Source organism: Solwaraspora sp. WMMD1047, assembly GCF_029626155.1.
Lineage (GTDB): Bacteria > Actinomycetota > Actinomycetes > Mycobacteriales > Micromonosporaceae > WMMD1047.
Map to the genome: position 1 here is coordinate 4,790,665 of NZ_JARUBL010000001.1, position 22,039 is coordinate 4,812,703.

The window sequence follows — 22,039 nt, forward strand, 5'->3', positions numbered from 1 at the left end:
GACCGCCACCGGTTTAGCCGCCCAGCCGCGGGGGTGCAGCGAAACAATCCGGCAACAAAAGGGCTGGGCACAATTTCATAGAGCCGCCCAAAAGAAACAGAATACGGGAACGTGAGCGATAATCATATCTCTCAACATCTATCTGATTTGGGCCTAGCATCTGTGTCATTCAGCTCCCCCACCCTCGGCCGTCGTGTCACAAGCACGCGACCGAAACCCCCGAAAGGAGGCTGGAGCGATGACACACCTCCGGCCCACCCGGCGCCCCTGGCGCTTCGGACTCGTGGCCACCGCGGCGGTCACCGCCGTGGCGTTCGCCGCCCCGGCGAACGCCGAACCGCCGACCGGGCAGATCCTGCGCGCCGGCGGCGCGACAGCGGTAAGCGGCTCGTACATCGTGGTCTTCTCCGACGCCAAGGTGACCCGCGACGCGGTCGCCGGCAGCGCCCGCAGGCTGGCCAGCAGGCACGGCGGCACCGTCGCCCGGACCTACCGGGACGCGCTACGCGGCTTCGAGGCCCGGCTGACCGAGAAGGCCGCCAAACGGCTCGCCGCCGAACCCGCCGTCAAGTACGTGCAGCAGAACCACACGGTCTCGATCGCCGGCACCCAGACCCCCACCCCCTCCTGGGGCCTGGACCGGATCGACCAGCGGGCCCTGCCGCTGAACAACACCTTCAACTACCCGAACACCGCCACCGGGGTGCGGGCGTACATCATCGACACCGGCATCCGGTTCTCGCACAACGACTTCGGCGGCCGCGCGGTGAGCGGCTTCGACGCCATCGACGGCGGCAGCGCCGACGACGGCAACGGGCACGGCACCCACGTCGCCGGCACGGTCGGCGGCACCGCGTACGGCGTGGCCAAGAACGTCACCCTGGTCGGCGTCCGGGTCCTCAACAACAGCGGCAACGGCACGTACGCGCAGGTCATCGCCGGGATCGACTGGGTGACCGCCGACCACGATCCGGGTGAGTTGGCGGTGGCGAACATGAGCCTCGGGGGCGGCTTCGACCAGGCCGTCAACGACGCCGTCGCCCGCTCCATCGCGGACGGCATCACCTACGGCATCGCCGCCGGCAACTACGGCGCCAACGCCTGCAACTACTCCCCGGCCAGCCTGCCGGCGGCGATCACCGTCGGCGCCACCACCTCGACCGACGCCCGGGCCAGCTACTCCAACGTCGGCACCTGCCTGGACATCTTCGCCCCGGGCAGCGGCATCACCTCGGCCTGGATCGGCGGGGACAGCGCCACCAACACCATCAACGGCACCTCGATGGCCGCCCCGCACGTCACCGGCGCGGCCGCCCTGGCACTGGCCGCCAACCCGGGCTACACCCCGCAGCAGATCCGCGACCTGCTCGTCAACCAGGCCACCGCGAACGCGGTCGGCAACCCCGGTACCGGGTCGCCGAACCGGCTGCTCTACACCGGCGACATCGTGCCACCCACCCAGGACTTCGCCATGGCGGTCACCCCGGCCAGCGGCTCCGTCGACCCCGGCGGCACACTCACCGCCACGGTGAGCACCAGCACGACGGTCGGTGCGGCGCAGCCGGTCACCCTCTCGGTGAGCGGCCTACCGGCGGGCGTCTCGGCGAGCTTCAGCCCGGCCACCGTCACCTCCGGCGGCTCGGCCACCCTCACCCTGACCAGCACCGCCACCGCGGCGCCCGGCAGCTACCCACTGACGATCACCGGAACCGGCACGGTGACCACCCAGACCACCTCGTACGCACTGACCGTCAACGGTCCACCCGGCTGCCAGCAGACCAACGGCACCGACCTGCCGATCGTCGACCTGACCACGGTGGAGAGCAGCCTGACCATCTCCGGCTGCGCCGGGAACGCCAGGGCGGCCAGCACCGTGGAGGTGCACATCGTGCACACCTGGATCGGTGACCTGGTGGTGTCGCTGGTGGCACCGGACGGCTCCGTCTACACCCTGCACAACCGGACCGGCAGCAGCCAGGACAACATCGACCAGACCTACCCCGTCAACCTCTCCAGCGAGGTGGCCAACGGCACCTGGAAGCTGCGCGTCCAGGACGCCGCGTCCCTGGACACCGGATACCTGAACAGCTGGACCCTCAGCCTCTGAACACTGCGTCCCTCGGACCGGTCGGCGCGGGTGGACCCCGCGCCGGCCGGACCGGCCGTACACCGGGACCGCCGCCACGCCGGCCGAACCGGCCGAGCCCGCCAGCGGCGGGCAGGTGGTGACGCCGGCGTCAGACGTTGAAACCGAGGGCGCGGAGCTGGTCCCGGCCCTCGTCGGTGATCTTGTCCGGGCCCCACGGCGGCAGCCAGACCCAGTTGATCCGGATGTCGTCGACCAGCCCGCCACCGGGTCCGGTGGTCAGCGCCTGCCGGGCCTGGTCCTCGATCACGTCGGTCAGCGGACAGGCCGCCGAGGTGAGCGTCATGTCGAGCGTCGCCACGTTGGCGTCATCGACATGCACGCCGTACACCAGGCCCAGGTCCACCACGTTGATGCCCAGCTCGGGGTCGACGACGTCCTTCATCGCCTCCTCGATGTCGGCCACCGCGGCCCGGCCACCGGTCGAAGCGGTTGCGGTCTCCTCGGAACTCATGCCTTCACCTCCGGACTCACGTCCACCCCGGCGCGTGCCGCGGCGTCCTTGAACGCCATCCACGGCAGCAGCGCACACTTGACCCGGGCCGGGTAGCGGGCCACCCCCGCGAACGCCACCCCGTCACCCAGCAGATCCTCGTCCGGCGTCACCTGACCACGCCCGGACATCAACTCGACGAACGCGGCGTGCACCCGGGCCGCGTCACCGGCCCGCCGGCCCGTCAGCAGTTCGTGCAGCACGCTCGCCGACGCCTGGCTGATCGAGCAGCCCAGCCCGTCGTACGAGACGTCGGCCAGCCGGCCGGCGTCGACGGCCACCCGGACCGTCACCTCGTCCCCGCAGGTCGGGTTGACGTGGTGCGCCTCGGCGACCTTGCACCCGGCGCCGGCCGGCTCGCGCAGGCCGCGCCCGTGTGGATGCTTGTAGTGATCCAGGATGATCTCCTGGTAGAGGGATTCGATCTCCATCAGCTGAACACCTTCCGCGCCTGTTCCAGGCCGCGCACCAGCGCGTCGACCTCACCGGTGGTGGTGTACAGGTAGAACGAGGCGCGGGTGGTCGCCGGTACGCCGTACCGGACGCAGACCGGTCGGGCGCAGTGGTGACCGACCCGGACCTGGACCCCCACCGAGTCGAGCACCTGGCCGACGTCGTGCGGATGGATGTCACCGAGCGCGAAGGAGATCGTGCCGCCCCGGCCGACCGGGGTGGTCGGCCCGAAGATCCGCAACCCCGGCACGGTCGCCAGCGCGTCCAACGCGTACGCGGTCAGCTCCTTCTCGTGCCACTGCACCGCCCGCATGTCCAGGCCGGTGAGGTAGTCCACGGCCGCGCCGAGCCCGACCGCCTCGGCGATCGGCGGGGTGCCCGCCTCGAACCGGGCCGGCACCGGGGCGAACGTCGACCCGGCCATGGTGACCGTCTCGATCATCGAACCGCCGCCGAGCACCGGCGGCATCCCGGCCAGCAGCTCGGTCCGTCCCCAGAGCACGCCGATGCCGGTCGGGCCGCACATCTTGTGCCCGGTGAAGACGACGAAGTCCGCGTCCAGATCGACCACGTCGACCGGCAGGTGCGGCACCGACTGCGAGCAGTCCAGCAGCAGCAGCGCCCCCACCTCGCGGACCCGGGCGGTGATCCGGGCGGTGGCGTTCACGGTGCCGAGGATGTTGGACATGTGCACGAGCGAGACCAGCTTCGTCCGCTCGTTCACCAGCTCGTCGAGGTTGGACTCGTCGAGCCGGCCGGCCTCGGTCAGGCCGAACCAGCGCAGCGTGGCGCCGGTCCGCTCGCAGAGCAACTGCCACGGCACGATGTTCGAGTGGTGCTCCATCTCGGAGATCACCACCTCGTCACCGGGGCCGAGCCGGAACCGGGGGTCGGCCGCCGCGCCCGCCGAGGCGTTCGAGAAGCCGTACGCGACCAGGTTTATCGCCTCGGTGGAGTTCTTCGTGAAGACGACCCCGTCCGGGCTGGGCGCGTTGATGAAGGCCGCCACCTTCGCCCGCGCCCCCTCGTACGCCTCGGTCGCCTCGGTGCCGACGGTGTGCACCGAGCGGGACACGTTGCCGTTGTGCCGCTCGTAGTGTTCGCGCAGCGCGTCGAGCACCTGGCGCGGCTTCTGCGAGGTGGCGGCGCTGTCCAGGTAGACCATCGGGTGACCGTTGACCTCGCGGTCCAGGATCGGGAAGTCGGCGCGCACCCGCTGCACGTCGAACCGGGGCACGTCGTCGTACTGCGGCATGCCCTGCGGGATCGCGATGGTCGTCATCGGTGCTCCCGGTCTCAGGCCCGGGCCCCGGCGGCGTACCGCTCGTACCCCTCGGCCTCCAGCTTGTCGGCCAGCTCCGGGCCGCCCTCCTCGACGATCCGGCCGCCGACGAAGACGTGCACGAAGTCCGGCTTGATGTAGCGCAGGATCCGGGTGTAGTGGGTGATCAGCAGCAGGCCGGTCTCGCCGGTGGCGCGGACCCGGTTGACGCCCTCGCTGACCACCCGCAGGGCGTCGATGTCCAGCCCGGAGTCGGTCTCGTCGAGGATCGCCACCTTCGGCTTGAGCAGCTCCAGCTGCACGATCTCGTGCCGCTTCTTCTCGCCGCCGGAGAAGCCCTCGTTGACGTTGCGCTGCGCGAACGCCGGGTCCATCTGCAGCCGCTCCATCGCCCCGCGCAGCTCACCGGCCCAGGTACGCAGCTTCGGCGCCGCGCCGTCGACCGCGGTCTTGGCGGTCCGCAGGAAGTTGGCCACCGAGACGCCGGGCACCTCGACCGGGTACTGCATGGCCAGGAAGAGGCCGGCGCGAGCCCGCTCGTCCACGGTCATCGCCAGCACGTCCTGGTCGTCCAGGGTCACCGAGCCGCCGGTGATCTCGTACTTCGGGTGGCCGGCGACCGAGTAGGCAAGCGTCGACTTGCCCGAGCCGTTCGGCCCCATGATGGCGTGCGTCTCGCCCGCCCGCACGGTCAGGTCGACCCCGGCCAGGATCGGCTTGAGCTCCCCCTCGGGCAGCCTGACCGACACCTGCAGGTCACGAATCTCCAGAACGCTCATGGTGCGGTTACTCCATTACTCGGCATCGGGCGGCCGTCGGTGTCAACGGAAAGATGGATGTCGCCGTCGCGGACCTCGACGGGATAGACCGGTACGGGCTCGGTGGCGGGCAGCCCGGTGGGCTCGCCGGTCCGCAGGTCGAAGCGGGAGCCGTGCAGCCAGCACTCGATGGTGCAGCCGTCCACCTCGCCCTCGGAGAGCGCGATCGCGGCGTGTGAACACTCGTCGCGGATGGCGTAGAAGGCGCCGTCGTCGGCGTGCACGACGGCGATCTCGACGCCGGCGACCTCGGCCCGCACCACGCCGCCCTTCGGCACGTCGTCGGTGCCGCAGATCCGGACCATCAGGCCGCCGCCTTCCCGGTGCCGGCCGCGCCCGCCTCGCTGGCCGCGAGTCGCGCCTCGATCGCCGAGCCGAGCCGCTCGCGCAGCTCCTCGACCGGGATCTTGTTGATCATTTCGGCGAAGAAGCCGCGGACCACCAGCCGGCGCGCCTCGGACTCCGGGATGCCCCGGGCCATCAGGTAGAAGAGCTGCTCGTCGTCGAAGCGACCGGTCGCGCTGGCGTGGCCGGCGCCGGCCACCTCGCCGGTCTCGATCTCCAGGTTCGGCACCGAGTCGGCCCGCGCGCCGTCGGTCAGCAGCAGGTTCCGATTGATCTCGTAGGTGTCGGTGCCGGTCGCCTCGGCCCGGATCACCACGTCGCCGACCCAGACGGTGTGCGCGTTGTCGCCCTGCAGGGCGCCCCGGTAGCCGACGTAGCTGCGGCAGTCCGGCACCGAGTGGTCCACCAGCTGGCGGTGCTCCAGGTGCTGGCCGGCGTCGGCGAAGTAGAGCCCGTACAGCTCGGCCTCGCCACCGCGGCCGGTGTACTCGACGCTCGTGTACTGCCGGACCAGGTCCCCGCCGAGGGTCACCTGGACGTGGCTGACCTTCGCGTCCCGGCCGAGCCGGATCTTCAGGTGCTGGGCCTGGACCGCGTCGGGCGCCCAGTCGGCGACCGTGACCAGGGTGAGCCGCGCGCCGTCGGCAACCGCCACCTCGACGTTGTCGGCGAGGGTGACCGGACCGGTCTGCTCCAGCACCAGGGTGACCTCGGCGAACCGGCCCACCTCGAGGTAGGTGTGCCCGTACGACGGCGCCCCGGCGCCGAGCCCGACCACCCGCACGGAGACCGGGTGCTCCGGGCGGGTCTCCGGCGCCACCGCGAGAAGCGTCGCGTCGGCCGCCGCCCCGTGGGCCAGCGCGCTGATCCGGTCGAACGGCGTGAGCACGCCGCCGAGCCGCGGGTCGTCGCGGCCGATCCGGGTCAGGCTGACCCCGTCGGGCAGCGCGTCGACGTCGTGCCGTACCCCCGGGCCGTCCCCGACCGGGGTGTCGGCGGTCAGCTCCCGCAACCGCTTGAGCGGGGTGAACCGCCACTCCTCCTCCAGGCCGGTGAGGGCCGGGAAGTCGGCGACGTGGTACGAGCGCAGCGCCTGGGACTTGGTCGTGGGCGGCGCGAAAGCCTGTGTGGTCATCTCTTCCTTGGTCTTCGTCTCGCGGGGCGGCAACCGGGGCAGGTCGGCGGTCAGCCGACCGCGCCCTCCATCTGCAGCTCGATCAGCCGGTTCAGCTCCAGGGCGTACTCCATCGGCAGTTCCTTGGCGATCGGCTCGATGAAGCCCCGCACGATCATCGCCATCGCCTCGTCCTCGCTCAGGCCCCGGCTCATCAGGTAGAAGAGCTGGTCGTCGCTGACCTTGGAGACGGTCGCCTCGTGCCCCATCGACACGTCGTCCTCGCGGATGTCGACGTACGGGTAGGTGTCCGACCGGGAGATGGTGTCGACCAGCAGCGCGTCGCACTTGACCGTGGAGCGGCTGTGGTGCGAACCCTCCAGGACCTGGATCAGACCCCGGTACGAGGTGCGACCGCCGCCCCGGGCGATCGACTTCGACACGATCGTGCTGGAGGTGTGCGGCGCGGCGTGCACCATCTTGGCGCCGGCGTCCTGGTGCTGCCCCTCGCCGGCCATCGCCACCGAGAGCACCTCGCCCTTGGCGTGCTCGCCGGTCATGTAGACCGCCGGGTACTTCATGGTCACCTTGGAGCCGATGTTGCCGTCGATCCACTCCATGGTCCCGCCCTCGTGGCAGACCGCCCGCTTGGTGACCAGGTTGTAGACGTTGTTCGACCAGTTCTGGATGGTGGTGTACCGGCACCGGGCGTTCTTCTTGACGACGATCTCCACGACCGCGCTGTGCAGCGAGTCGGAGGAGTAGATCGGCGCGGTGCAGCCCTCGACGTAGTGCACGTAGGCGCCCTCGTCGACGATGATCAACGTCCGCTCGAACTGGCCCATGTTCTCGGTGTTGATCCGGAAGTACGCCTGCAGCGGGATCTCCACGTGCACGCCCTTCGGCACGTAGATGAACGAGCCGCCGGACCAGACGGAGGTGTTCAGGGCGGCGAACTTGTTGTCGCCGACCGGGATCACCGTGCCGAAGTACTCCTTGAAGATCTCCTCGTGCTCCTTGAGCGCGGTGTCCGTGTCCAGGAAGAGCACGCCCTGCTCCTCAAGATCCTCGCGGATCTTGTGGTAGACGACCTCGGACTCGTACTGCGCGGCCACGCCGGCGATCAGGCGCTGCTTCTCGGCCTCCGGGATGCCCAGCCGGTCGTAGGTGTTCCTGATCTCCTCGGGCAGGTCCTCCCAGCTGGCGGCCTGCTTCTCGGTGGAGCGGACGAAGTACTTGATGTTGTCGAAGTCGATCCCGGTGAGGTCGGCACCCCAGGCCGGCATCGGCTTGCGCCCGAACAGCCGCAGGCCCTTCAGCCGCAGGTCGAGCATCCAGGCCGGCTCGTTCTTCTTGGCCGAGATGTCGCGGACCACCGCCTCGTTGAGGCCGCGCTGGGCGGCCGCACCGGCAACGTCGCGGTCGGCCCAGCCGTACTCGTAGCGCCCCAGGGCGGCGAGGTGCTCCTCCTGGGTGACGGGCTGGACGATCTGCTCGGTCATCTATCTGTCCTCACAGTGGTGACTGTCTTACCGGAACGCGCGGCCTGCGCCGGGATGTGCGTGGTGCACACCCCGTCGCCGTGCGCGATGGTGGCCAGGCGCTGCACGTGGGTGCCGATCAGGCGGGAGATGACCGCGGTCTCGGCCTCGCACAGCTGGGGAAACTCGGCGGCCACGTGCGCCACCGGGCAGTGGTGCTGGCAGAGCTGCCCGCCGGAGGCGATCGTGGACGCGTTGGCAGCGTAGCCTTCGGCGGTGAGCGCGCCGGCAAGAGCCTCGGCGCGGGCCATCGGCTCGTCGCCGGCGCCCTCCATCGCCTCGCGGCACCGGGCCTCCAGGGCGGCCACCTGCTCGGCCGCGAACTCGGCGACCTCGTGCTCGCCGCCCCGCCGGTGAATCCAGCGCAGCGCGGCGGTGGCCATCCCGTCGTAGGTGTGGGTACCGCACCGGCCGCGGGCCGAGTCGGTGAGCAGGAAGACCCGGGCCGGCCGGCCGCGGCCGCGGTGCCCGCGGGCCGAGCGCTCCCGGGAGACCACGTCGCCGTCGGCGAGCATCGCGTCGAGGTGCCGGCGGATCGCGGCCGGGCTCAGGCCCAGCGCCGCGCCGAGCTCGGCGGCGGTCGCCGAGCCGTGGGCCAGCAGCAGTTGGGTGACCCGGTCCCGGGTCCGCCCGTCGTGAGCCGGCGCGGACATGGCGACACCGGCGACCGGACCGGTCACCGGGTCAGGCTCGGAGAGCACTGCCATGTTTTTCACTACGCCCACGTTACGTATTTCCCGGGCCGCCCGCAAACCGCCGCCCTGGTGATCCGGACCACCGGTCAGCGACCGGACCGACCGTTGTGATCGTGTCTACCCGTACCATGACGGCCGTGAGCCGATTCGGCCGATTTTCGAGTGAAACCGTCCTACGCCGGGTGGCGCTCGCCTCCGTGGTGGCGAACGTGCTCATCGTCGGCACCGGCGGGGCGGTCCGGTTGACCGGCTCCGGGCTGGGCTGCCCCACCTGGCCCCGGTGCACCGAGGAGTCGTACCGGAACACCCCGGAGATGGGCATCTACGGGGCGATCGAGTTCGGCAACCGGCTGCTCACCTTCGCGGTCGGCGCGATCGCGCTGGCCGGGCTGGTCGCCGCGCTGCTGCAGCGGCCGCGCCGACGGCCGCTGGTGCTGCTCGCCGGCGCCGTGCTGTTCGGCATCCCGCTGCAGGCGATCATCGGCGGGATCACCGTGCTGACCAACCTCAACCCGTGGGTGGTCGGCCTGCACTTCCTGGCCTCGATGGTGGTCATCGCGGCGGCGTACGCGTTCTGGCGCCGCACCGGGGAGCCGGACGGGCCGGTCCGGCTGGTGGTGCCCGGCCCGGCCCGCGCCCTGGCCTGGCTGATCACGGCGGTCAGCGCCGTGGTGCTGGTGCTCGGCACCTTCGTCACCGGCAGCGGCCCGCACGCCGGGGACCACGGCGCGGCCCGCAACGGGCTGGATCCGGAGACCATCTCCCAGCTGCACGCCGACTCGGTCTTCCTGCTGGTGGGGCTCTCGGTCGGCCTCTGGTACGCGCTGCGCGCGGTGGGTGCCCCGCCGGCCGCCGTCCGGGCCGCCGGGGTGCTGATCGTCGTCGAGCTGGCGCAGGGGCTGATCGGGTTCGTCCAGGCCCTGACCGGGCTGCCGGTGCTCGCCGTGGGCGCGCACATGGTCGGCTCCTGCCTGGTCCTGCTGGCCGTCCTGCACGCCCTCTACGCCACCCGGGTCCGCACCCCGCGGCACCGCGACCCGGATGCCGGAGTCGCTCCCGATGCCGGGAGCGCACCGGCGCCCGCCGGCGAGACCGGCCAGGCCGGCCACCCGCCCGTCGCCGTCCTCGGCTGACTGGCGGCACGGACCGGGCGACGCAGCCGGTCCGCGGCGCGGCGGCCGGGGGCAGCGCCCGGGACGGCGCCGGTGGTCAGCCGGCGTGGGTCCGCAGGCGTGCGGCGATGGCCTCGGCGAACCGCTGCGGCGCGCCGGGGGCGTACCCCAGGAAGAGGGACGGCTCGGTCAGCTCCAGCTCACTGACCAGCGGTAGCCCGTCCGACCCGGGGATCAGGTCGACCCGGGCGTAGAGCAGCCGGTCGGGGCCGCCGGGCACGGCCGCGAGCGCCCGCCGGGCGACGGCCACCTGCTCCAGTTCCGGGGTGCGCGCGGTGATCCGCTCCGGCCGGTAGAGACCGGGTGTGCCGTCGTCGGGGCCGGTGAGCATCGCGTCCTTGCGGATGGCGTGGCTGAACTCCAGCCCGTCCGGGCCGGCGAAGAAGAGCAGCGCGGTCTCCCCGACGCTGTCCACGGCCGGCAGGTAGGGCTGCACCATGACCGGGCGACCGGCCGCCAGCAGCCGGTCGACGTGGGCGGCGGCGAGCCAGCGGTGCTCCGGGTCGGTGAGCTGGTAGCGGCCGATGTCGACGCTGCCGGCCCCGATCGTGGGCTTGATGACGTACTCGCCGTCGGTCGGCGGGTCCCAGCGGTCGGCCGGCGTGAGCCAGCTGGTCGGCACCACCGCCCGGCCGGCCTCGGCCAGGCCGGCGAGGTACCGCTTGTCGGTGTTCCACTCGACGACGTCGGCGGGGTTGGCCAGCTGGGGAACGGTTCCGGCCCAGGCCACGAACTCGTCGCGGCGGCCGGTGTAGTCCCAGGGCGAGCGGAGCACGGCCAGCCCGAAGGCGGACCAGTCGACGTCGGGGGCGTCCCAGACCACCGGCTCGGCGGCGACGCCGAGGGCGGCCAGCGGCGCGAGCAGCAGCCGGTCGTCGTCGTCGAGGTCGGGCAGCGTGGCGCAGGTGATGAGAGCGGCCCGGGATTCCTCCCGGGCCGCTACGTGGTCAACTGACAATGCTCAACGGGCCATCGTGCGCCGGGCCATCGACCGCCAGAGGTCGTTGCTCGGGCGCATCTGGTCCATCAGCTCGCGCTCCCATTCGTTCTCCACATCAACCCCCGCCAGGGAGCAGGCCAGCCGCGCGACGTCCGTACCGTCCGCGAACTGGTCGCCCCACGCACCGTCCCCCCCGACGAGAACGATCCGCGCCCCCCGCTTGCCGACGTACTCGATGACCGCCTTCGCGCCCCCGTGCCCGGCGGCGAACGACTTGATGCCGGCGACCAGCTCGCTCGGGGCCTCGGTGACCACGGTCTGCTCGGCCGTCAGCGTCGTATCGGAACCATCTGCCATAACGCGCACTCTAGGCATGGATGCCTGGTCGACACGGTCAAGTGTCGACAATTTGTGATGCCAATTACCTGGGTGTTTAAGGGGAACCACAGGCGTTTCAGGTCCAAATTTCGCGTTATAGACCCCTATGCTAACCAGACATTAAGTCCCAAATCGGACGGACAGTTGGACAACGCACAGTGCGCTTTCGACGCTCGGATCTACCTCGAAGAGCGACGAAACGGATCTACAGGCATGTATCAGACAAGCGCGTCGAGCGCGACGGCGAGGAACAGGATCGTCAGGTAGGTGGTCGACCAGTGGAACAGCCGCATCGGCTGCACCGGCTCGCCCCGGCCGGCCCGCGCCCGCAGCCGGTGCGCCTCCAGCACGAAGATCGCCCCGACCACCACGGCCGTGACCCCGTAGATGGCGCTCATCCCCAGCGGCCAGACCAGCAGCGACGCGCCCACGGTCAGCCAGGAGAAGAGCACGATCTCCAGGTTGACCCGGCGCGGCGAGGCGACCACCGGAAGCATCGGGATGGCGGCCCGCGCATAGTCGTCCTTGTACTTGATGGCCAACGCGTAGAAATGCGGCAGCTGCCAGAAGAAGACCACCGCGAACAGCGCCCAGGCCAACGGCGACAGGCCGCCGGTCACCGCGGCCCAGCCGATCAGCACCGGCGCGGACCCGCAGATGCCGCCCCAGAAGGTGTTCTGCGGCGTGCTCCGCTTGAGCCACATCGTGTAGACCACGTCGTAGTAGACGATCGCCGCCAGGGTCAGCCCGGTGGCGAGCCAGTTCGTGAACGCCGCCATCAGCGCCAGCGAGATCGCGCCGAGGACCAGACCGAACAGCAGCGCGCTGCGCGGCGCCACGGTGTGGGCCGGCAGCGGACGGCGCCGGGTCCGGCGCATCAACTGGTCGATGTCCCGGTCGATGTAGCAGTTCAGCGCGTTCGCCGCACCGGCGGCCAGCGAACCGCCGACGAGCACCACCAGGACCAGACCGAACGACGGCAGCCCGCCGGCCGCCACCATCATCGTCGGCACCGTGGTGACCAACAGCAGCTCGACGATCCGCGGCTTGGTCAACGACAGGTAGGCCCGCAGCACCGCGCCGACGTCCCCCGCCGCCCGATGGGCCGGCACCGAGGCATCAGGCCCCGCCGGCGGCGGCACCGTGGCGTCCGGCCCGGCCGGCAGCGACCCGCTGGCGCCGGGACGGTCGGTGATCATGCTCACGGATTGCCACCTTCCGGCGTCGACGCAGGAGACCAGGCGCACGACCCTCGGACCGGTCACGGCGCCGACGACAGCCTACGCGGCGTGATCTGCGCTGCCCGGGCGGGCCGGCAAGGGTGCGACCGGTCACACCCCGTGACGGTTGAACGGAACTGATCATCCGTACGTCCGCAATGGCATGCGGAGGATCCGTCCGCGTACGTTTAGGACCGCTCGATAGGGTCATCAGTGAGGGTTCCGCCGATCCGCCGAGGAGCACACCATCGTGGCTGCCAACCGATCCGAGCACGACTCGCTGAACTGGTCCGACCTCGACCGCCGGGCAATCGACACCGCCCGGGTCCTGGCCATGGACGCCGTGGAGAAATCCGGCAACGGCCATCCGGGTACGGCGATGAGCCTGGCGCCAGCGGCGTACCTGCTGTTCAACCGCGTGATGAGGCACGACCCGACCGCGCCGGACTGGCCGGGTCGGGACCGCTTCGTGCTGTCGGCCGGGCACTCCAGCCTGACCCTGTACGTGCAGCTCTTCCTCTCCGGCTATCCGCTCTCCCTGGCCGACCTGCAGTCGCTGCGGCAGTGGGGCTCGCAGACCCCGGGCCACCCCGAGCACGGCCACACCCCCGGGGTGGAGACCACCACCGGGCCGCTCGGCCAGGGCCTGGGCAACGCGGTCGGGATGGCGATGGCGGCCCGCCGGGAGCGCGGCCTGCTCGACCCGGACGCCAAGCCCGGCCGGTCGGTCTTCGACCACCAGATCTGGTGCATCGCCTCGGACGGCGACATCGAGGAGGGGATCAGCCACGAGGCCAGCGCGCTCGCCGGTCACCAGCAGCTCGGCAACCTGACCCTGATCTACGACGACAACGAGATCTCGATCGAGGACGACACCCGGATCGCCAAGAGCGAGGACGTCGCCGCCCGGTACGCGGCCTACGGCTGGCACGTACAGACCGTGGATTGGCGAAAAGGCGACGCCGACCAGGGCGAGTACCGCGAGGACATCGAGGCGCTGCACACCGCGCTGCTGGCCGCGCGGGCCGAGACCGGCCGCCCGTCGTTCATCGCCCTGCGCACCATCATCGGCTGGCCGGCACCGAACAAGCAGAACACCGGCAAGATCCACGGCTCGGCGCTCGGCGCCGACGAGGTGGCGGCCACCAAGAAGCTGCTCGGCTTCGACCCGGCCCAGCACTTCGCCGTCGACGACAAGGTGCTGATGCACGCCCGCGAGGTGCTGGAGCGGGGCCGGCGCCTGCACGCCGACTGGACCACCGCGTACGAGGCGTGGGCGAAGGCGAACCCGGAGCGCAAGGCGCTGCACGACCGGCTCGCCCAGCGCCAGCTGCCGGCCGGCTGGACCGACGCGCTGCCGAGCTGGCCGGCCGACCCGAAGGGGATCGCCACCCGGGCCGCCTCCGGCAAGGTGCTGGAGGCGCTCGCGCCGGTGCTGCCGGAGCTGTGGGGCGGCTCGGCCGACCTGGCCGAGAGCAACAACACCACGATGAAGGGCGAGCCGTCGTTCGTGCCGGCCGAGCACGCCACCAAGGACTTCCCCGGCCACCCGTACGGCCGCACCCTGCACTTCGGCATCCGGGAACACGCGATGGGCGCGATCCTCAACGGCATCGCGCTGCACGGCGGAACCCGCCCGTACGGCGGCACCTTCCTGGTCTTCAGCGACTACATGCGCCCCTCGGTGCGGCTGGCCGCGCTGATGGCGCTGCCGGTGACCTACGTCTGGACGCACGACTCGATCGGCCTGGGCGAGGACGGACCCACCCACCAGCCGGTCGAGCACCTCTCCGCGTTGCGGGCCATCCCCGGTCTGGACGTGGTCCGGCCGGCCGACGCCAACGAGACCGCCTGGGCATGGCGATTGGCGATGGAGCACACCGACCGGCCGACCGCGCTGGCGCTGAGCCGGCAGCCGCTGCCGGTGCTGGACCGCGAGGCGCTGGCCCCGGCCGACGGGGTGGCCCGGGGCGGCTACATCCTGGCCGAGGCGTCCACCCCCGGCCAGCCCCAGGTGATCCTGATCGGCACCGGCTCGGAGGTGCAGCTCTGCCTGGCCGCCCGGGATCGGCTGGAGGAGTCAGGCACCCCGACCCGGGTCGTCTCGATGCCCTGCCAGGAGTGGTTCCGCGCCCAGGACGACTCGTACCGCGAATCGGTGCTGCCGCGCGGCGTCAAGGCCCGGGTCAGCGTCGAGGCCGGCATCGCGATGTCCTGGCGGGACCTGGTGGGCGACGCCGGCGAGTGCGTCAGCCTGGAGCACTACGGGGCGAGCGCCCCGCACACCGTGCTGTTCGAGCAGTTCGGTTTCACTCCGGACCGGATCGTGGCGGCGGCACACGCGTCGCTGGCCCGGGTCGGCACCATCACCGGTCACACCACCGGAAACTGACGGAGGGACGACGACAATGACGGACAGGCTGGCAGAACTCTCGGCCGCGGGTGTCGCGGTCTGGCTCGACGACCTCTCCCGGGTACGGCTCAGCTCCGGCGGGCTGGACCAACTGCGCCGGGAGAAGCACACGGTCGGGGTGACCACCAACCCGACGATCTTCGCCAAGGCGCTCAGCGACGCCGACGAGTACAACTGGCAACTGCGTGACCTGGCCATCCGAGGGGTCGCCGTCGAGGAGGCGGTGCGCGCCCTGACCACGTACGACGTGCGCTGGGCCTGCGACGTGATGCGCCCGGCCTACGACGCCAGCAAGGGCGTGGACGGCCGGGTCTCGATCGAGGTCGACCCGCGACTGGCGTACGAGACCGAGCGGACCGTGGCCGAGGCCAAGGCGCTGTGGTGGCTGGTGGACCGGCCGAACCTCTACATCAAGATCCCGGCGACGCTGGCCGGGCTGCCGGCCATCACCGCCACCCTGGCCGAGGGGATCAGCGTCAACGTCACGCTGATCTTCGGCCTGGACCGCTACTCCGCGGTGATGGAGGCGTTCCTGGCCGGCCTGGAGCAGGCCAGGGCGAACGGCCACGACCTGTCCAAGATCGGCTCGGTGGCCTCGTTCTTCGTCTCCCGGGTCGATACCGAGGTGGACAAGCGGCTGGAGAAGATCGGCTCCGAGGAGGCGAAGGCGCTGCGCGGCAAGGCCGCCGTCGCCAACGCCCAGCTCGCCTACGAGCGCTACTCGGAGGTCTTCTCCTCCGACCGCTGGCGGGCCCTGGCCGACGCCGGCGCCCACCCGCAGCGCCCGCTCTGGGCCTCCACCTCGACGAAGAACCCGGACTACCGGGACGTCATCTACGTCGAGGAGCTGATCGCCCCCGGCACCGTGAACACGATGCCCGAACCGGTCATCCACGCCTACGCCGACCACGGCGAGACCCGCGGCGACACCGTCACCGCCTCCTACGACGCCGCCCGCGAGGTGTTCGCCGGGCTGGCCGGGCAGGGCATCGACTTCGACGACGTGATCGACACGCTGGAGCGGGAGGGCGTGGAGAAGTTCGAGGCGAGCTGGCTGGAGCTGCTCGACGGCGTACGCAAGTCGCTGGAGGCGGCGGCGCAGGGCGCGGACGAGCCGAACGAGGCCGCCGAGGAGAACGCCGAGGCGGCCCAGCAGGCGGGGGGCAACGCGTGAGCTCCGGCGACCTGCTCGACGGCGGGGCGGAAGCGGCCGCCGGCCTGGCCGTCTGGGGGGCGGCCGGCATCGACCAGTCGGCCGCCGCGTCGACCCGGGCAGCGCTGGTCGCCGACGACGTGCCGGAGCGGCTGGTGGCCAAGGACCCCACCCTGTGGGGACCCGAGGCGCAGGCGGAGGCCGCCATCCGGCTCGGCTGGCTGGACACCTTCGTCCGCAGCCGGGAGCTGCTGCCCCAGCTCGCCGAGCTGCGCGCCGAGCTGGCCGACCTGGACCACGTGGTGCTGGCCGGCATGGGCGGCTCCTCGCTCGCCCCGGAGGTGATCACCCGGACCATGGGTCGGCCGTTGACCGTGCTGGACACCACCGACCCGGGCCAGGTCGCCGCCGCGATTGCCGACCGGCTCGACCGCACCGTGGTGGTGGTCTCCAGCAAGTCCGGCACCACCGTCGAGACCGACAGCCACCGGCGGGCCTACTGGCAGGCGTTCCTGGACGCCGGGCTGACCGAGGCCGAGGCCGGCCGCCGGTTCGTCTTCGTCACCGACCCGGGCTCGCCGCTGGTGGAGACCGCCACCGAGATGGGGGCCTTCGTCCTGCTCGCCGACCCGGACGTCGGCGGCCGTTACTCCGCGCTGACCGCGTTCGGGCTGGTCCCGTCCGCGCTGGCCGGGGTGGAGGTGGCCGAGCTGATCGACCAGGCCGAGGCGCTGGCCAAGGCGCTCGCGGCGCAGAGCGACAACCCCGGCCTGGCGCTCGGCGCCGCGCTCGGCACCGCCGCCACCACCGGCCGCGACAAGGTGGCCCTGATCTCCGACGGCACCGGCATCGACGGTCTCGGCGACTGGGCCGAGCAGCTCATCGCCGAGTCGACCGGCAAGAACTCCATCGGCATCCTGCCGGTGGTGGTGGAGTCCCCGGACAGCCCCGGCGCCACCGGCCAGGACGTGCTCACCGTCACCTACGGTGGCGCGCTGGCGCCGGAGGCGGTGCCCGGTGGCGGGATCCGGCCGCACCTGGCCGTCAACGGCCCGCTCGGCGCGCAGTTCCTGGTCTGGGAGTACGCCACCGCGGTCGCCGGGGTGGTGCTCGGCATCGACCCGTTCAACCAGCCGAACGTCACCGAGTCCAAGGAGAACACCAACCGGATCCTCGACTCCGGCCCACCGGCCGAGTCGCCGACCTTCACCGAGGGCGCGATCGAGGCGTACTGGTCTGTGCCGGGCGGTTCGGCGCCGGCCGACCTGGCGGGGGCGCTCGGGACGCTGCTGGCCGGGATCGGCCCGGACGGTTACCTGGCCGTGATGGCCTACCTGGACCGGGCCGCCGACGCCGACGCCGCGCTGATCCGGCCGGCGCTGGCCGCCGCGTCCGGCCGGCCGGTCACCTTCGGCTGGGGGCCACGGTTCCTGCACTCCACCGGCCAGTACCACAAGGGCGGCCCGCAGGTCGGGTCGTACCTGCAGATCACCGGTGCGGTCGTCGCCGACCTGCCGGTGCCGGGCCGGCCGTACACCTTCGGGGAGTTGCAGGCCGCCCAGGCGGCCGGCGACCGGCAGGCGCTGACCGGCCGGGACCGGCCGCTGCTGCGGTTGCACCTGACCGATCGCGCCGCCGGGGTGGCGCAGTTGCTGGACGCGGTTCGTAACCTGCGGGGCTGACAATAGGTGAGCGAGAGGGAGGAAGGAGGCGCTGTGAATCCCCTGCGCGACCCGCAGGACCGCCGGTTGCCGCGCATCCCGGAGCCGTGCGCTCTGGTGATCTTCGGCGTGACCGGTGACCTGGCCCAGAAAAAGCTGCTCCCGGCCGTCTACGACCTGGCCAACCGGGGCCTGCTGCCGCCCGGCTTCGTCATCCTCGGCTTCGCCCGCCGGGACTGGCAGGACGGCGACTTCGAGGCACTGGCCCACGAGGCCGCCCGCAAGCACGCCCGTACGCCGTGGCGGGAGGAGGTCTGGGCCCGGCTGGCCGGCAACATCCGCTTCGTGGGCGGCTCGTTCGACGACGACGCCGCCTTCGACAAGCTCTCCGCCACCCTGGACGGGCTGCGGGCCAGCCACGGCATCCACGGCAACGCGGCGTTCTACTTCTCGATCCCCCCGGCCGCCTTCCCGGTGGTGCTCAAGCAGCTGGCCCGCACCGGAATGGCCGACAACGTCAAGTGCGGCGGCTGGCGGCGGGTGGTGGTGGAGAAGCCGTTCGGCTACGACCTGCCCTCGGCCAAGGCGCTCAACGACCTGGTCGACGACGTCTTCACCCGCGACGACGTGTTCCGCATCGACCACTACCTGGGCAAGGAAACCGTCCAGAACATCCTCGCCCTGCGGTTCGCCAACAACCTGTTCGAGCCGCTGTGGAACTCGCGCTACGTCGACTCGGTGCAGATCACCATGGCCGAGGACGTCGGCATCGGCTCCCGTGCCGGCTTCTACGACGACGCCGGCGCGACCCGCGACGTGGTGCAGAACCACCTGCTGCAGCTGCTCGCCCTGGTGGCGATGGAGGAGCCGACCAGCTTCGACGCCAGCGAGATCCGGGCCGAGAAGCTGAAGGTGCTGCGGGCGATCACCCTGCCGGCGGACGTCTCCCGGGGCACCGTGCGGGGCCAGTACCTGCCCGGCTGGGTGGGCGGTCAACGCGCCGTCGGCTACCTGGACGAGAAGGGGGTGCCACCCGACTCGACCACGGAGACCTACGTCGCGATCCGGCTGGGCATCCAGAACCGCAGGTGGGCGGAGGTGCCCTTCTACGTCCGTGCCGGCAAGCGCTTGCCCCGCCGGGTCACCGAGGTCGCCATCATGTTCAAGAAGGCGCCGCACCTGCCGTTCAACCCCACCGACATGGAGATGCTGGGCAACAACCAGCTGGTGATCCGGGTCCAGCCCGACGAGGGCGTGGTGCTCAAGTTCGGCTCCAAGGTGCCGGGCACCACCATGGAGGTCCGCGACATCGCGATGGACTTCCAGTACGGCGAGGCGTTCACCGAGTCCAGCCCGGAGGCGTACGAGCGGCTGGTGCTGGACGTGCTGATCGGCGACCGGACGCTGTTCCCGGACGCCGCCGAGGTGGAACAGAGCTGGCAGGTGGTCGACCCGCTGGAGAAGGCCTGGCAGGGCACGAAGCCGGAGCCGTACCGGGCCGGCGAGTGGGGGCCACGGGCCGCCGACAAGATGCTGGCCCGCGAGGGCCGGCACTGGAGGCGGGCGTGAACCCACCGCCGGCCGTACGACAGGAAGGGCGAGCACTGTGATCGGTCTCTGGGACACCAGCGGCAACGAGGTGGTCAAGGCGCTGGCCGCCGAGCGCCGCAGCGGCGGGGTGGCCAGCGGGATGGCGTTGACGCTCATCGTCATCGTCGACGAGCAGCGGGTCCGCGAGGCGGAGGCCGCGGTGACGATCGCCTCGGCGGCGCATCCGTGCCGGATGCTGGTGGTGGTCCGCTCCGACATCGAACGCGAACGCAGCCGGCTGGACGCCGAGATCGTGGTCGGCGGCCGGCTCGGGCCGGGCGAGGCGGTGGTGCTGCGGATGTACGGCCGGCTCGGCCTGCACGCCGAGTCGGTGGTGATGCCGCTGCTGGTGCCCGACGTGCCGGTGGTGACCTGGTGGCACGGCGCCCCGCCGGACGAGATCGCCACCGACTACCTCGGCGTGGTGGCCGACCGGCGGATCACCGACTGCGCCCAGGCCGCCGACCCGATCGCGGCGCTGCGGCAGCGGGCCCGCGACTACGCCCCCGGCGACACCGACCTGGCCTGGACCCGGATCACCCCGTGGCGGACCCTGGTCGCCGGCGCCTTCGACACCGCCGAGGGCAGCCAGGTGAACGCCGCCACCGTGGTCGCCCCGCCGGCCGACCCGACGGCGGCCCTGATGTCCGGCTGGCTGACCGCCCGGCTCGGGGTGCGGCCCAGGTTCGAGCCGACCACCGAGTGGCCCCGGATGCGGACGGTGGAGCTGCGCTGCGCCAGCGGTGAGCTGCTCAGCCTGACCCGGACCGACGGCACGGCGGTGTTCCAGCGGACCGGCCAGGACGACCGGGAACTCCCGCTGGCCCGCCGGCCGATCGGTGACGAGTTGGCCGAGGAGCTGCGCCGGCTCGACGCCGACCAGGTGTACGCCGAGGCGCTCGGCGCCACCGCCGGCATCCCCGGCCTGCCGTCCCGCTCCAACCAGCGGGTGCACGTCTGGCGCGACCCCACCGCCCCGCACGACGAGTCGGGCCTGGGTCTACCGGCCGACACCCCCACCGGACCGTCCGCCGGGCTGGTGGCATGACCGGGGCGACGGTGGTGACGCACGACGACCGGGAGGTGCTGGCCCACGCGGTCGCCGCCCGGCTGATCGTGAAGCTGATCGACGCCCAGGCGGCCCACGGCGAGGCGTCGGTGGTGCTGACCGGTGGCCGGGTGGCCGCCGCCGTCTACCGGGCGGTCGCCGAGCTGCCGGCCCGCGACGCGGTCGACTGGAGCCGGGTGGACGTCTGGTGGGGCGACGAGCGGTTCCTGCCGGCCGGCGACCCGGACCGCAACGAGACCCAGGCCCGGGCGGCCCTGCTCGACGCGGTGCCGCTCGACCCGGCCCGGGTGCACCCGATGCCGGCCGCCGACGGACCGGACGGACCGGACCCGACGGCCGCCGCAGCCCGGTACGCCGCCGAGCTGGCCAGGACCGCCGGATCCGGCCCACTCCCCCGCTTCGACGTGCTGATGCTCGGCGTCGGCGAGGACGGCCACGTCGCCTCGGTCTTCCCCGACCACCCGATCGACCAGCCCGGCCAGCCGGTCAGCGCCGTGCGGGACAGCCCGAAACCGCCGCCGGTCCGGATCACTCTCACCCTGCCGACGATCAACACGGCCGAGGAGGTGTGGCTGGTCGCCACCGGCGCGGACAAGGCGCCGGCGGTCGGCGTCGCGCTGGCCGGCACCGGACCGGCGCGGCTGCCGGCGGCCGCGGTCCGGGGCGTCACGCGTACCCTCTGGGCGCTGGACCGGGCGGCGGCGGCCGAGGTCGGGGCGGCCCGGTAGAGGGCTACCGCTCGCCGCGACGGCGGCGCAGCGCGGCGAGCGCCTCGTTGAGGATGGCCTCCCCGTCCGCCTCGCTGCGCCGCTCCTTCACGTAGGCCAGGTGCGACTTGTAGGGCTCGGGGCGCTGCCGGCCGGGCGGGTTTCCGGCGTCCTGGCCGGCCGGCTGACCGCAGTGCGGGCAGTCCCAGGTGGCCGGGGGGGCCGCCTCGACGGCCAGCAGGATCTCCACCACGTGCTGGTTGGCGCACCAGTAGGTGACCGGGCGGCGGGGAGCGGGCTCACACCGCTCGCTGGGCCGCAGGGGACCGGAACCGACTCGGGTGCCGCGGATGGCGCTGCCACTTGGCACGGCTGCTCGCTCCTATCGTCGGAGGGGGTCCGCCACCTGCCGGTGGCGGCACGACGGTGGTGCAGCGGAAGTAGCAAAGAATAAACTGCGCGCGGCCCTTTGAAAGGGGCCGCGCGCAGAATTTAAGAGTTCTCAGAAATTTCGCCGGCTCCGGATCTTGCCCGTAAGGGGTGATCAGGTCGCCGAGTTCATCGCCAGCTTGAGCCAGAGGCCGAGGCCGACGATGCAGGCGAACCAGACGATCGCCACCAGAACGGTGTAACGGTCCAGGTTCTTCTCGGCCACCGACGAGCCGGCCAGGTTCGAGCTGACCCCACCGCCGAACATGCTGGACAGGCCGCCACCCTTCCCCCGGTGCAGCAGGATCAGCATGGTGAGCAGGACACTGGTGAGGGTCAGCAACACGATCAACGTGTACGCGAACGCGATCGGCATGGCAGGGTCAGTCCTCTCGTACGGGCGGGGTGCCCCGTAAGGAT

Annotated in this window: 21 protein-coding genes; 8 read left to right on the forward strand and 13 right to left on the reverse strand. The window is 71.8% G+C overall.

Annotated features, from left to right (window positions below):
* Window positions 1-238 precede the first annotated feature (238 nt).
* Complete coding sequence (locus tag O7627_RS21725; protein ID WP_278095339.1) at window positions 239-2,107, forward strand: S8 family peptidase; 1,869 nt, start codon at window positions 239-241, stop codon at window positions 2,105-2,107.
* Window positions 2,108-2,237: 130 nt separating this feature from the next.
* On the opposite strand, the gene O7627_RS21730 is transcribed toward O7627_RS21725, so the two are convergent.
* Genes O7627_RS21730 through O7627_RS21765 form a run of 8 tightly spaced genes read right to left on the reverse strand, consistent with a single transcriptional unit; the run spans window position 2,238 to window position 8,845 of the window.
* Window positions 2,238-2,600 (reverse strand): metal-sulfur cluster assembly factor, encoded by a 363-nt coding sequence (locus O7627_RS21730; protein WP_278095340.1) that lies wholly within the window; start codon window positions 2,598-2,600, stop codon window positions 2,238-2,240.
* Entirely contained in the window at window positions 2,597-3,070 is a 474-nt protein-coding gene (sufU, locus tag O7627_RS21735) for a Fe-S cluster assembly sulfur transfer protein SufU (protein WP_278095341.1), read from the reverse strand. Before sufU ends, O7627_RS21730 begins: the two co-directional genes overlap by 4 nt.
* Complete coding sequence (locus tag O7627_RS21740) at window positions 3,070-4,374, reverse strand: cysteine desulfurase (protein ID WP_278095342.1); 1,305 nt, start codon at window positions 4,372-4,374, stop codon at window positions 3,070-3,072. Before O7627_RS21740 ends, sufU begins: the two co-directional genes overlap by 1 nt.
* Window positions 4,375-4,388: 14 nt before the next feature.
* Window positions 4,389-5,153, reverse strand: coding sequence for a Fe-S cluster assembly ATPase SufC (gene sufC, locus O7627_RS21745; protein WP_278095343.1), 765 nt, complete (start codon window positions 5,151-5,153; stop codon window positions 4,389-4,391).
* Window positions 5,150-5,497: a non-heme iron oxygenase ferredoxin subunit gene (locus tag O7627_RS21750; RefSeq protein ID WP_278095344.1), complete on the reverse strand. Its 348-nt coding sequence runs from the start codon at window positions 5,495-5,497 to the stop codon at window positions 5,150-5,152. Before O7627_RS21750 ends, sufC begins: the two co-directional genes overlap by 4 nt.
* Window positions 5,497-6,672 carry a Fe-S cluster assembly protein SufD gene (gene sufD / locus O7627_RS21755; RefSeq protein ID WP_278095345.1) on the reverse strand — a complete coding sequence of 392 codons (1,176 nt, stop codon included), beginning with the start codon at window positions 6,670-6,672 and terminating at the stop codon, window positions 5,497-5,499. The genes O7627_RS21750 and sufD overlap by 1 nt, the downstream gene beginning before the upstream one ends.
* 50 nt (window positions 6,673-6,722) lie before the next feature.
* Window positions 6,723-8,153: a Fe-S cluster assembly protein SufB gene (sufB, locus tag O7627_RS21760; RefSeq protein WP_278095346.1), complete on the reverse strand. Its 1,431-nt coding sequence runs from the start codon at window positions 8,151-8,153 to the stop codon at window positions 6,723-6,725.
* On the reverse strand, window positions 8,150-8,845 hold the full coding sequence (locus O7627_RS21765) for an HTH domain-containing protein (RefSeq protein WP_278098370.1): 696 nt from the start codon (window positions 8,843-8,845) through the stop codon (window positions 8,150-8,152). The genes sufB and O7627_RS21765 overlap by 4 nt, the downstream gene beginning before the upstream one ends.
* A 170-nt stretch (window positions 8,846-9,015) precedes the next feature.
* Between O7627_RS21765 and O7627_RS21770 the strand changes: the two genes are divergently transcribed.
* Window positions 9,016-10,020: a COX15/CtaA family protein gene (locus tag O7627_RS21770; RefSeq protein ID WP_278098371.1), complete on the forward strand. Its 1,005-nt coding sequence runs from the start codon at window positions 9,016-9,018 to the stop codon at window positions 10,018-10,020.
* A 76-nt stretch (window positions 10,021-10,096) separates the two neighbouring features.
* On the opposite strand, the gene O7627_RS21775 is transcribed toward O7627_RS21770, so the two are convergent.
* From O7627_RS21775 to O7627_RS21785, 3 genes are all read right to left on the reverse strand, one after another.
* Window positions 10,097-11,017 carry a hypothetical protein gene (locus O7627_RS21775; protein ID WP_278095347.1) on the reverse strand — a complete coding sequence of 307 codons (921 nt, stop codon included), beginning with the start codon at window positions 11,015-11,017 and terminating at the stop codon, window positions 10,097-10,099.
* 3 nt (window positions 11,018-11,020) lie between these two features.
* The gene (locus tag O7627_RS21780; RefSeq protein WP_278095348.1) at window positions 11,021-11,356 is read right to left on the reverse strand and encodes a hypothetical protein; all 336 of its coding nucleotides are present in this window, start codon (window positions 11,354-11,356) and stop codon (window positions 11,021-11,023) included.
* Window positions 11,357-11,595: 239 nt separating this feature from the next.
* Window positions 11,596-12,582, reverse strand: coding sequence for a heme o synthase (locus O7627_RS21785; protein WP_278095349.1), 987 nt, complete (start codon window positions 12,580-12,582; stop codon window positions 11,596-11,598).
* 265 nt (window positions 12,583-12,847) lie between these two features.
* Between O7627_RS21785 and tkt the strand changes: the two genes are divergently transcribed.
* Genes tkt through pgl form a run of 6 tightly spaced genes read left to right on the forward strand, consistent with a single transcriptional unit; the run spans window position 12,848 to window position 21,211 of the window.
* Complete coding sequence (tkt, locus tag O7627_RS21790) at window positions 12,848-14,989, forward strand: transketolase (protein WP_278095350.1); 2,142 nt, start codon at window positions 12,848-12,850, stop codon at window positions 14,987-14,989.
* A gap of 16 nt (window positions 14,990-15,005) precedes the next feature.
* Window positions 15,006-16,184 carry a transaldolase gene (gene tal / locus O7627_RS21795; RefSeq protein ID WP_278095351.1) on the forward strand — a complete coding sequence of 393 codons (1,179 nt, stop codon included), beginning with the start codon at window positions 15,006-15,008 and terminating at the stop codon, window positions 16,182-16,184.
* Window positions 16,181-17,845 carry a glucose-6-phosphate isomerase gene (locus O7627_RS21800; RefSeq protein WP_278095352.1) on the forward strand — a complete coding sequence of 555 codons (1,665 nt, stop codon included), beginning with the start codon at window positions 16,181-16,183 and terminating at the stop codon, window positions 17,843-17,845. Before tal ends, O7627_RS21800 begins: the two co-directional genes overlap by 4 nt.
* A 33-nt stretch (window positions 17,846-17,878) precedes the next feature.
* On the forward strand, window positions 17,879-19,393 hold the full coding sequence (gene zwf, locus O7627_RS21805) for a glucose-6-phosphate dehydrogenase (RefSeq protein ID WP_278095353.1): 1,515 nt from the start codon (window positions 17,879-17,881) through the stop codon (window positions 19,391-19,393).
* A gap of 37 nt (window positions 19,394-19,430) precedes the next feature.
* The gene (locus O7627_RS21810) at window positions 19,431-20,462 is read left to right on the forward strand and encodes a glucose-6-phosphate dehydrogenase assembly protein OpcA (protein WP_278095354.1); all 1,032 of its coding nucleotides are present in this window, start codon (window positions 19,431-19,433) and stop codon (window positions 20,460-20,462) included.
* The gene (gene pgl / locus O7627_RS21815) at window positions 20,459-21,211 is read left to right on the forward strand and encodes a 6-phosphogluconolactonase (protein ID WP_278095355.1); all 753 of its coding nucleotides are present in this window, start codon (window positions 20,459-20,461) and stop codon (window positions 21,209-21,211) included. Before O7627_RS21810 ends, pgl begins: the two co-directional genes overlap by 4 nt.
* A 4-nt stretch (window positions 21,212-21,215) precedes the next feature.
* Here pgl and O7627_RS21820 read toward each other — a convergent pair whose 3' ends face one another.
* Together O7627_RS21820 and secG are read right to left on the reverse strand one after the other, a co-directional pair.
* On the reverse strand, window positions 21,216-21,560 hold the full coding sequence (locus O7627_RS21820; RefSeq protein ID WP_278095356.1) for an RNA polymerase-binding protein RbpA: 345 nt from the start codon (window positions 21,558-21,560) through the stop codon (window positions 21,216-21,218).
* Between the two features lie 174 nt (window positions 21,561-21,734).
* The gene (gene secG / locus O7627_RS21825) at window positions 21,735-21,995 is read right to left on the reverse strand and encodes a preprotein translocase subunit SecG (protein ID WP_278095357.1); all 261 of its coding nucleotides are present in this window, start codon (window positions 21,993-21,995) and stop codon (window positions 21,735-21,737) included.
* Window positions 21,996-22,039 lie beyond the last annotated feature (44 nt).

Bases quoted from the DNA above. Each gene is read 5' to 3' on its own strand.
- O7627_RS21725 (WP_278095339.1), top strand. From the start codon at position 239: ATGACACACCTCCGGCCCACCCGGCGCCCCTGGCGCTTCGGACTCGTG.
- O7627_RS21730 (WP_278095340.1), bottom strand. From the start codon at position 2,600: ATGAGTTCCGAGGAGACCGCAACCGCTTCGACCGGTGGCCGGGCCGCG.
- sufU (WP_278095341.1), bottom strand. From the start codon at position 3,070: ATGGAGATCGAATCCCTCTACCAGGAGATCATCCTGGATCACTACAAG.
- O7627_RS21740 (WP_278095342.1), bottom strand. From the start codon at position 4,374: ATGACGACCATCGCGATCCCGCAGGGCATGCCGCAGTACGACGACGTG.
- sufC (WP_278095343.1), bottom strand. From the start codon at position 5,153: ATGAGCGTTCTGGAGATTCGTGACCTGCAGGTGTCGGTCAGGCTGCCC.
- O7627_RS21750 (WP_278095344.1), bottom strand. From the start codon at position 5,497: ATGGTCCGGATCTGCGGCACCGACGACGTGCCGAAGGGCGGCGTGGTG.
- sufD (WP_278095345.1), bottom strand. From the start codon at position 6,672: ATGACCACACAGGCTTTCGCGCCGCCCACGACCAAGTCCCAGGCGCTG.
- sufB (WP_278095346.1), bottom strand. From the start codon at position 8,153: ATGACCGAGCAGATCGTCCAGCCCGTCACCCAGGAGGAGCACCTCGCC.
- O7627_RS21765 (WP_278098370.1), bottom strand. From the start codon at position 8,845: ATGTCCGCGCCGGCTCACGACGGGCGGACCCGGGACCGGGTCACCCAA.
- O7627_RS21770 (WP_278098371.1), top strand. From the start codon at position 9,016: ATGACGGCCGTGAGCCGATTCGGCCGATTTTCGAGTGAAACCGTCCTA.
- O7627_RS21780 (WP_278095348.1), bottom strand. From the start codon at position 11,356: ATGGCAGATGGTTCCGATACGACGCTGACGGCCGAGCAGACCGTGGTC.
- tal (WP_278095351.1), top strand. From the start codon at position 15,006: ATGACGGACAGGCTGGCAGAACTCTCGGCCGCGGGTGTCGCGGTCTGG.
- pgl (WP_278095355.1), top strand. From the start codon at position 20,459: ATGACCGGGGCGACGGTGGTGACGCACGACGACCGGGAGGTGCTGGCC.
- secG (WP_278095357.1), bottom strand. From the start codon at position 21,995: ATGCCGATCGCGTTCGCGTACACGTTGATCGTGTTGCTGACCCTCACC.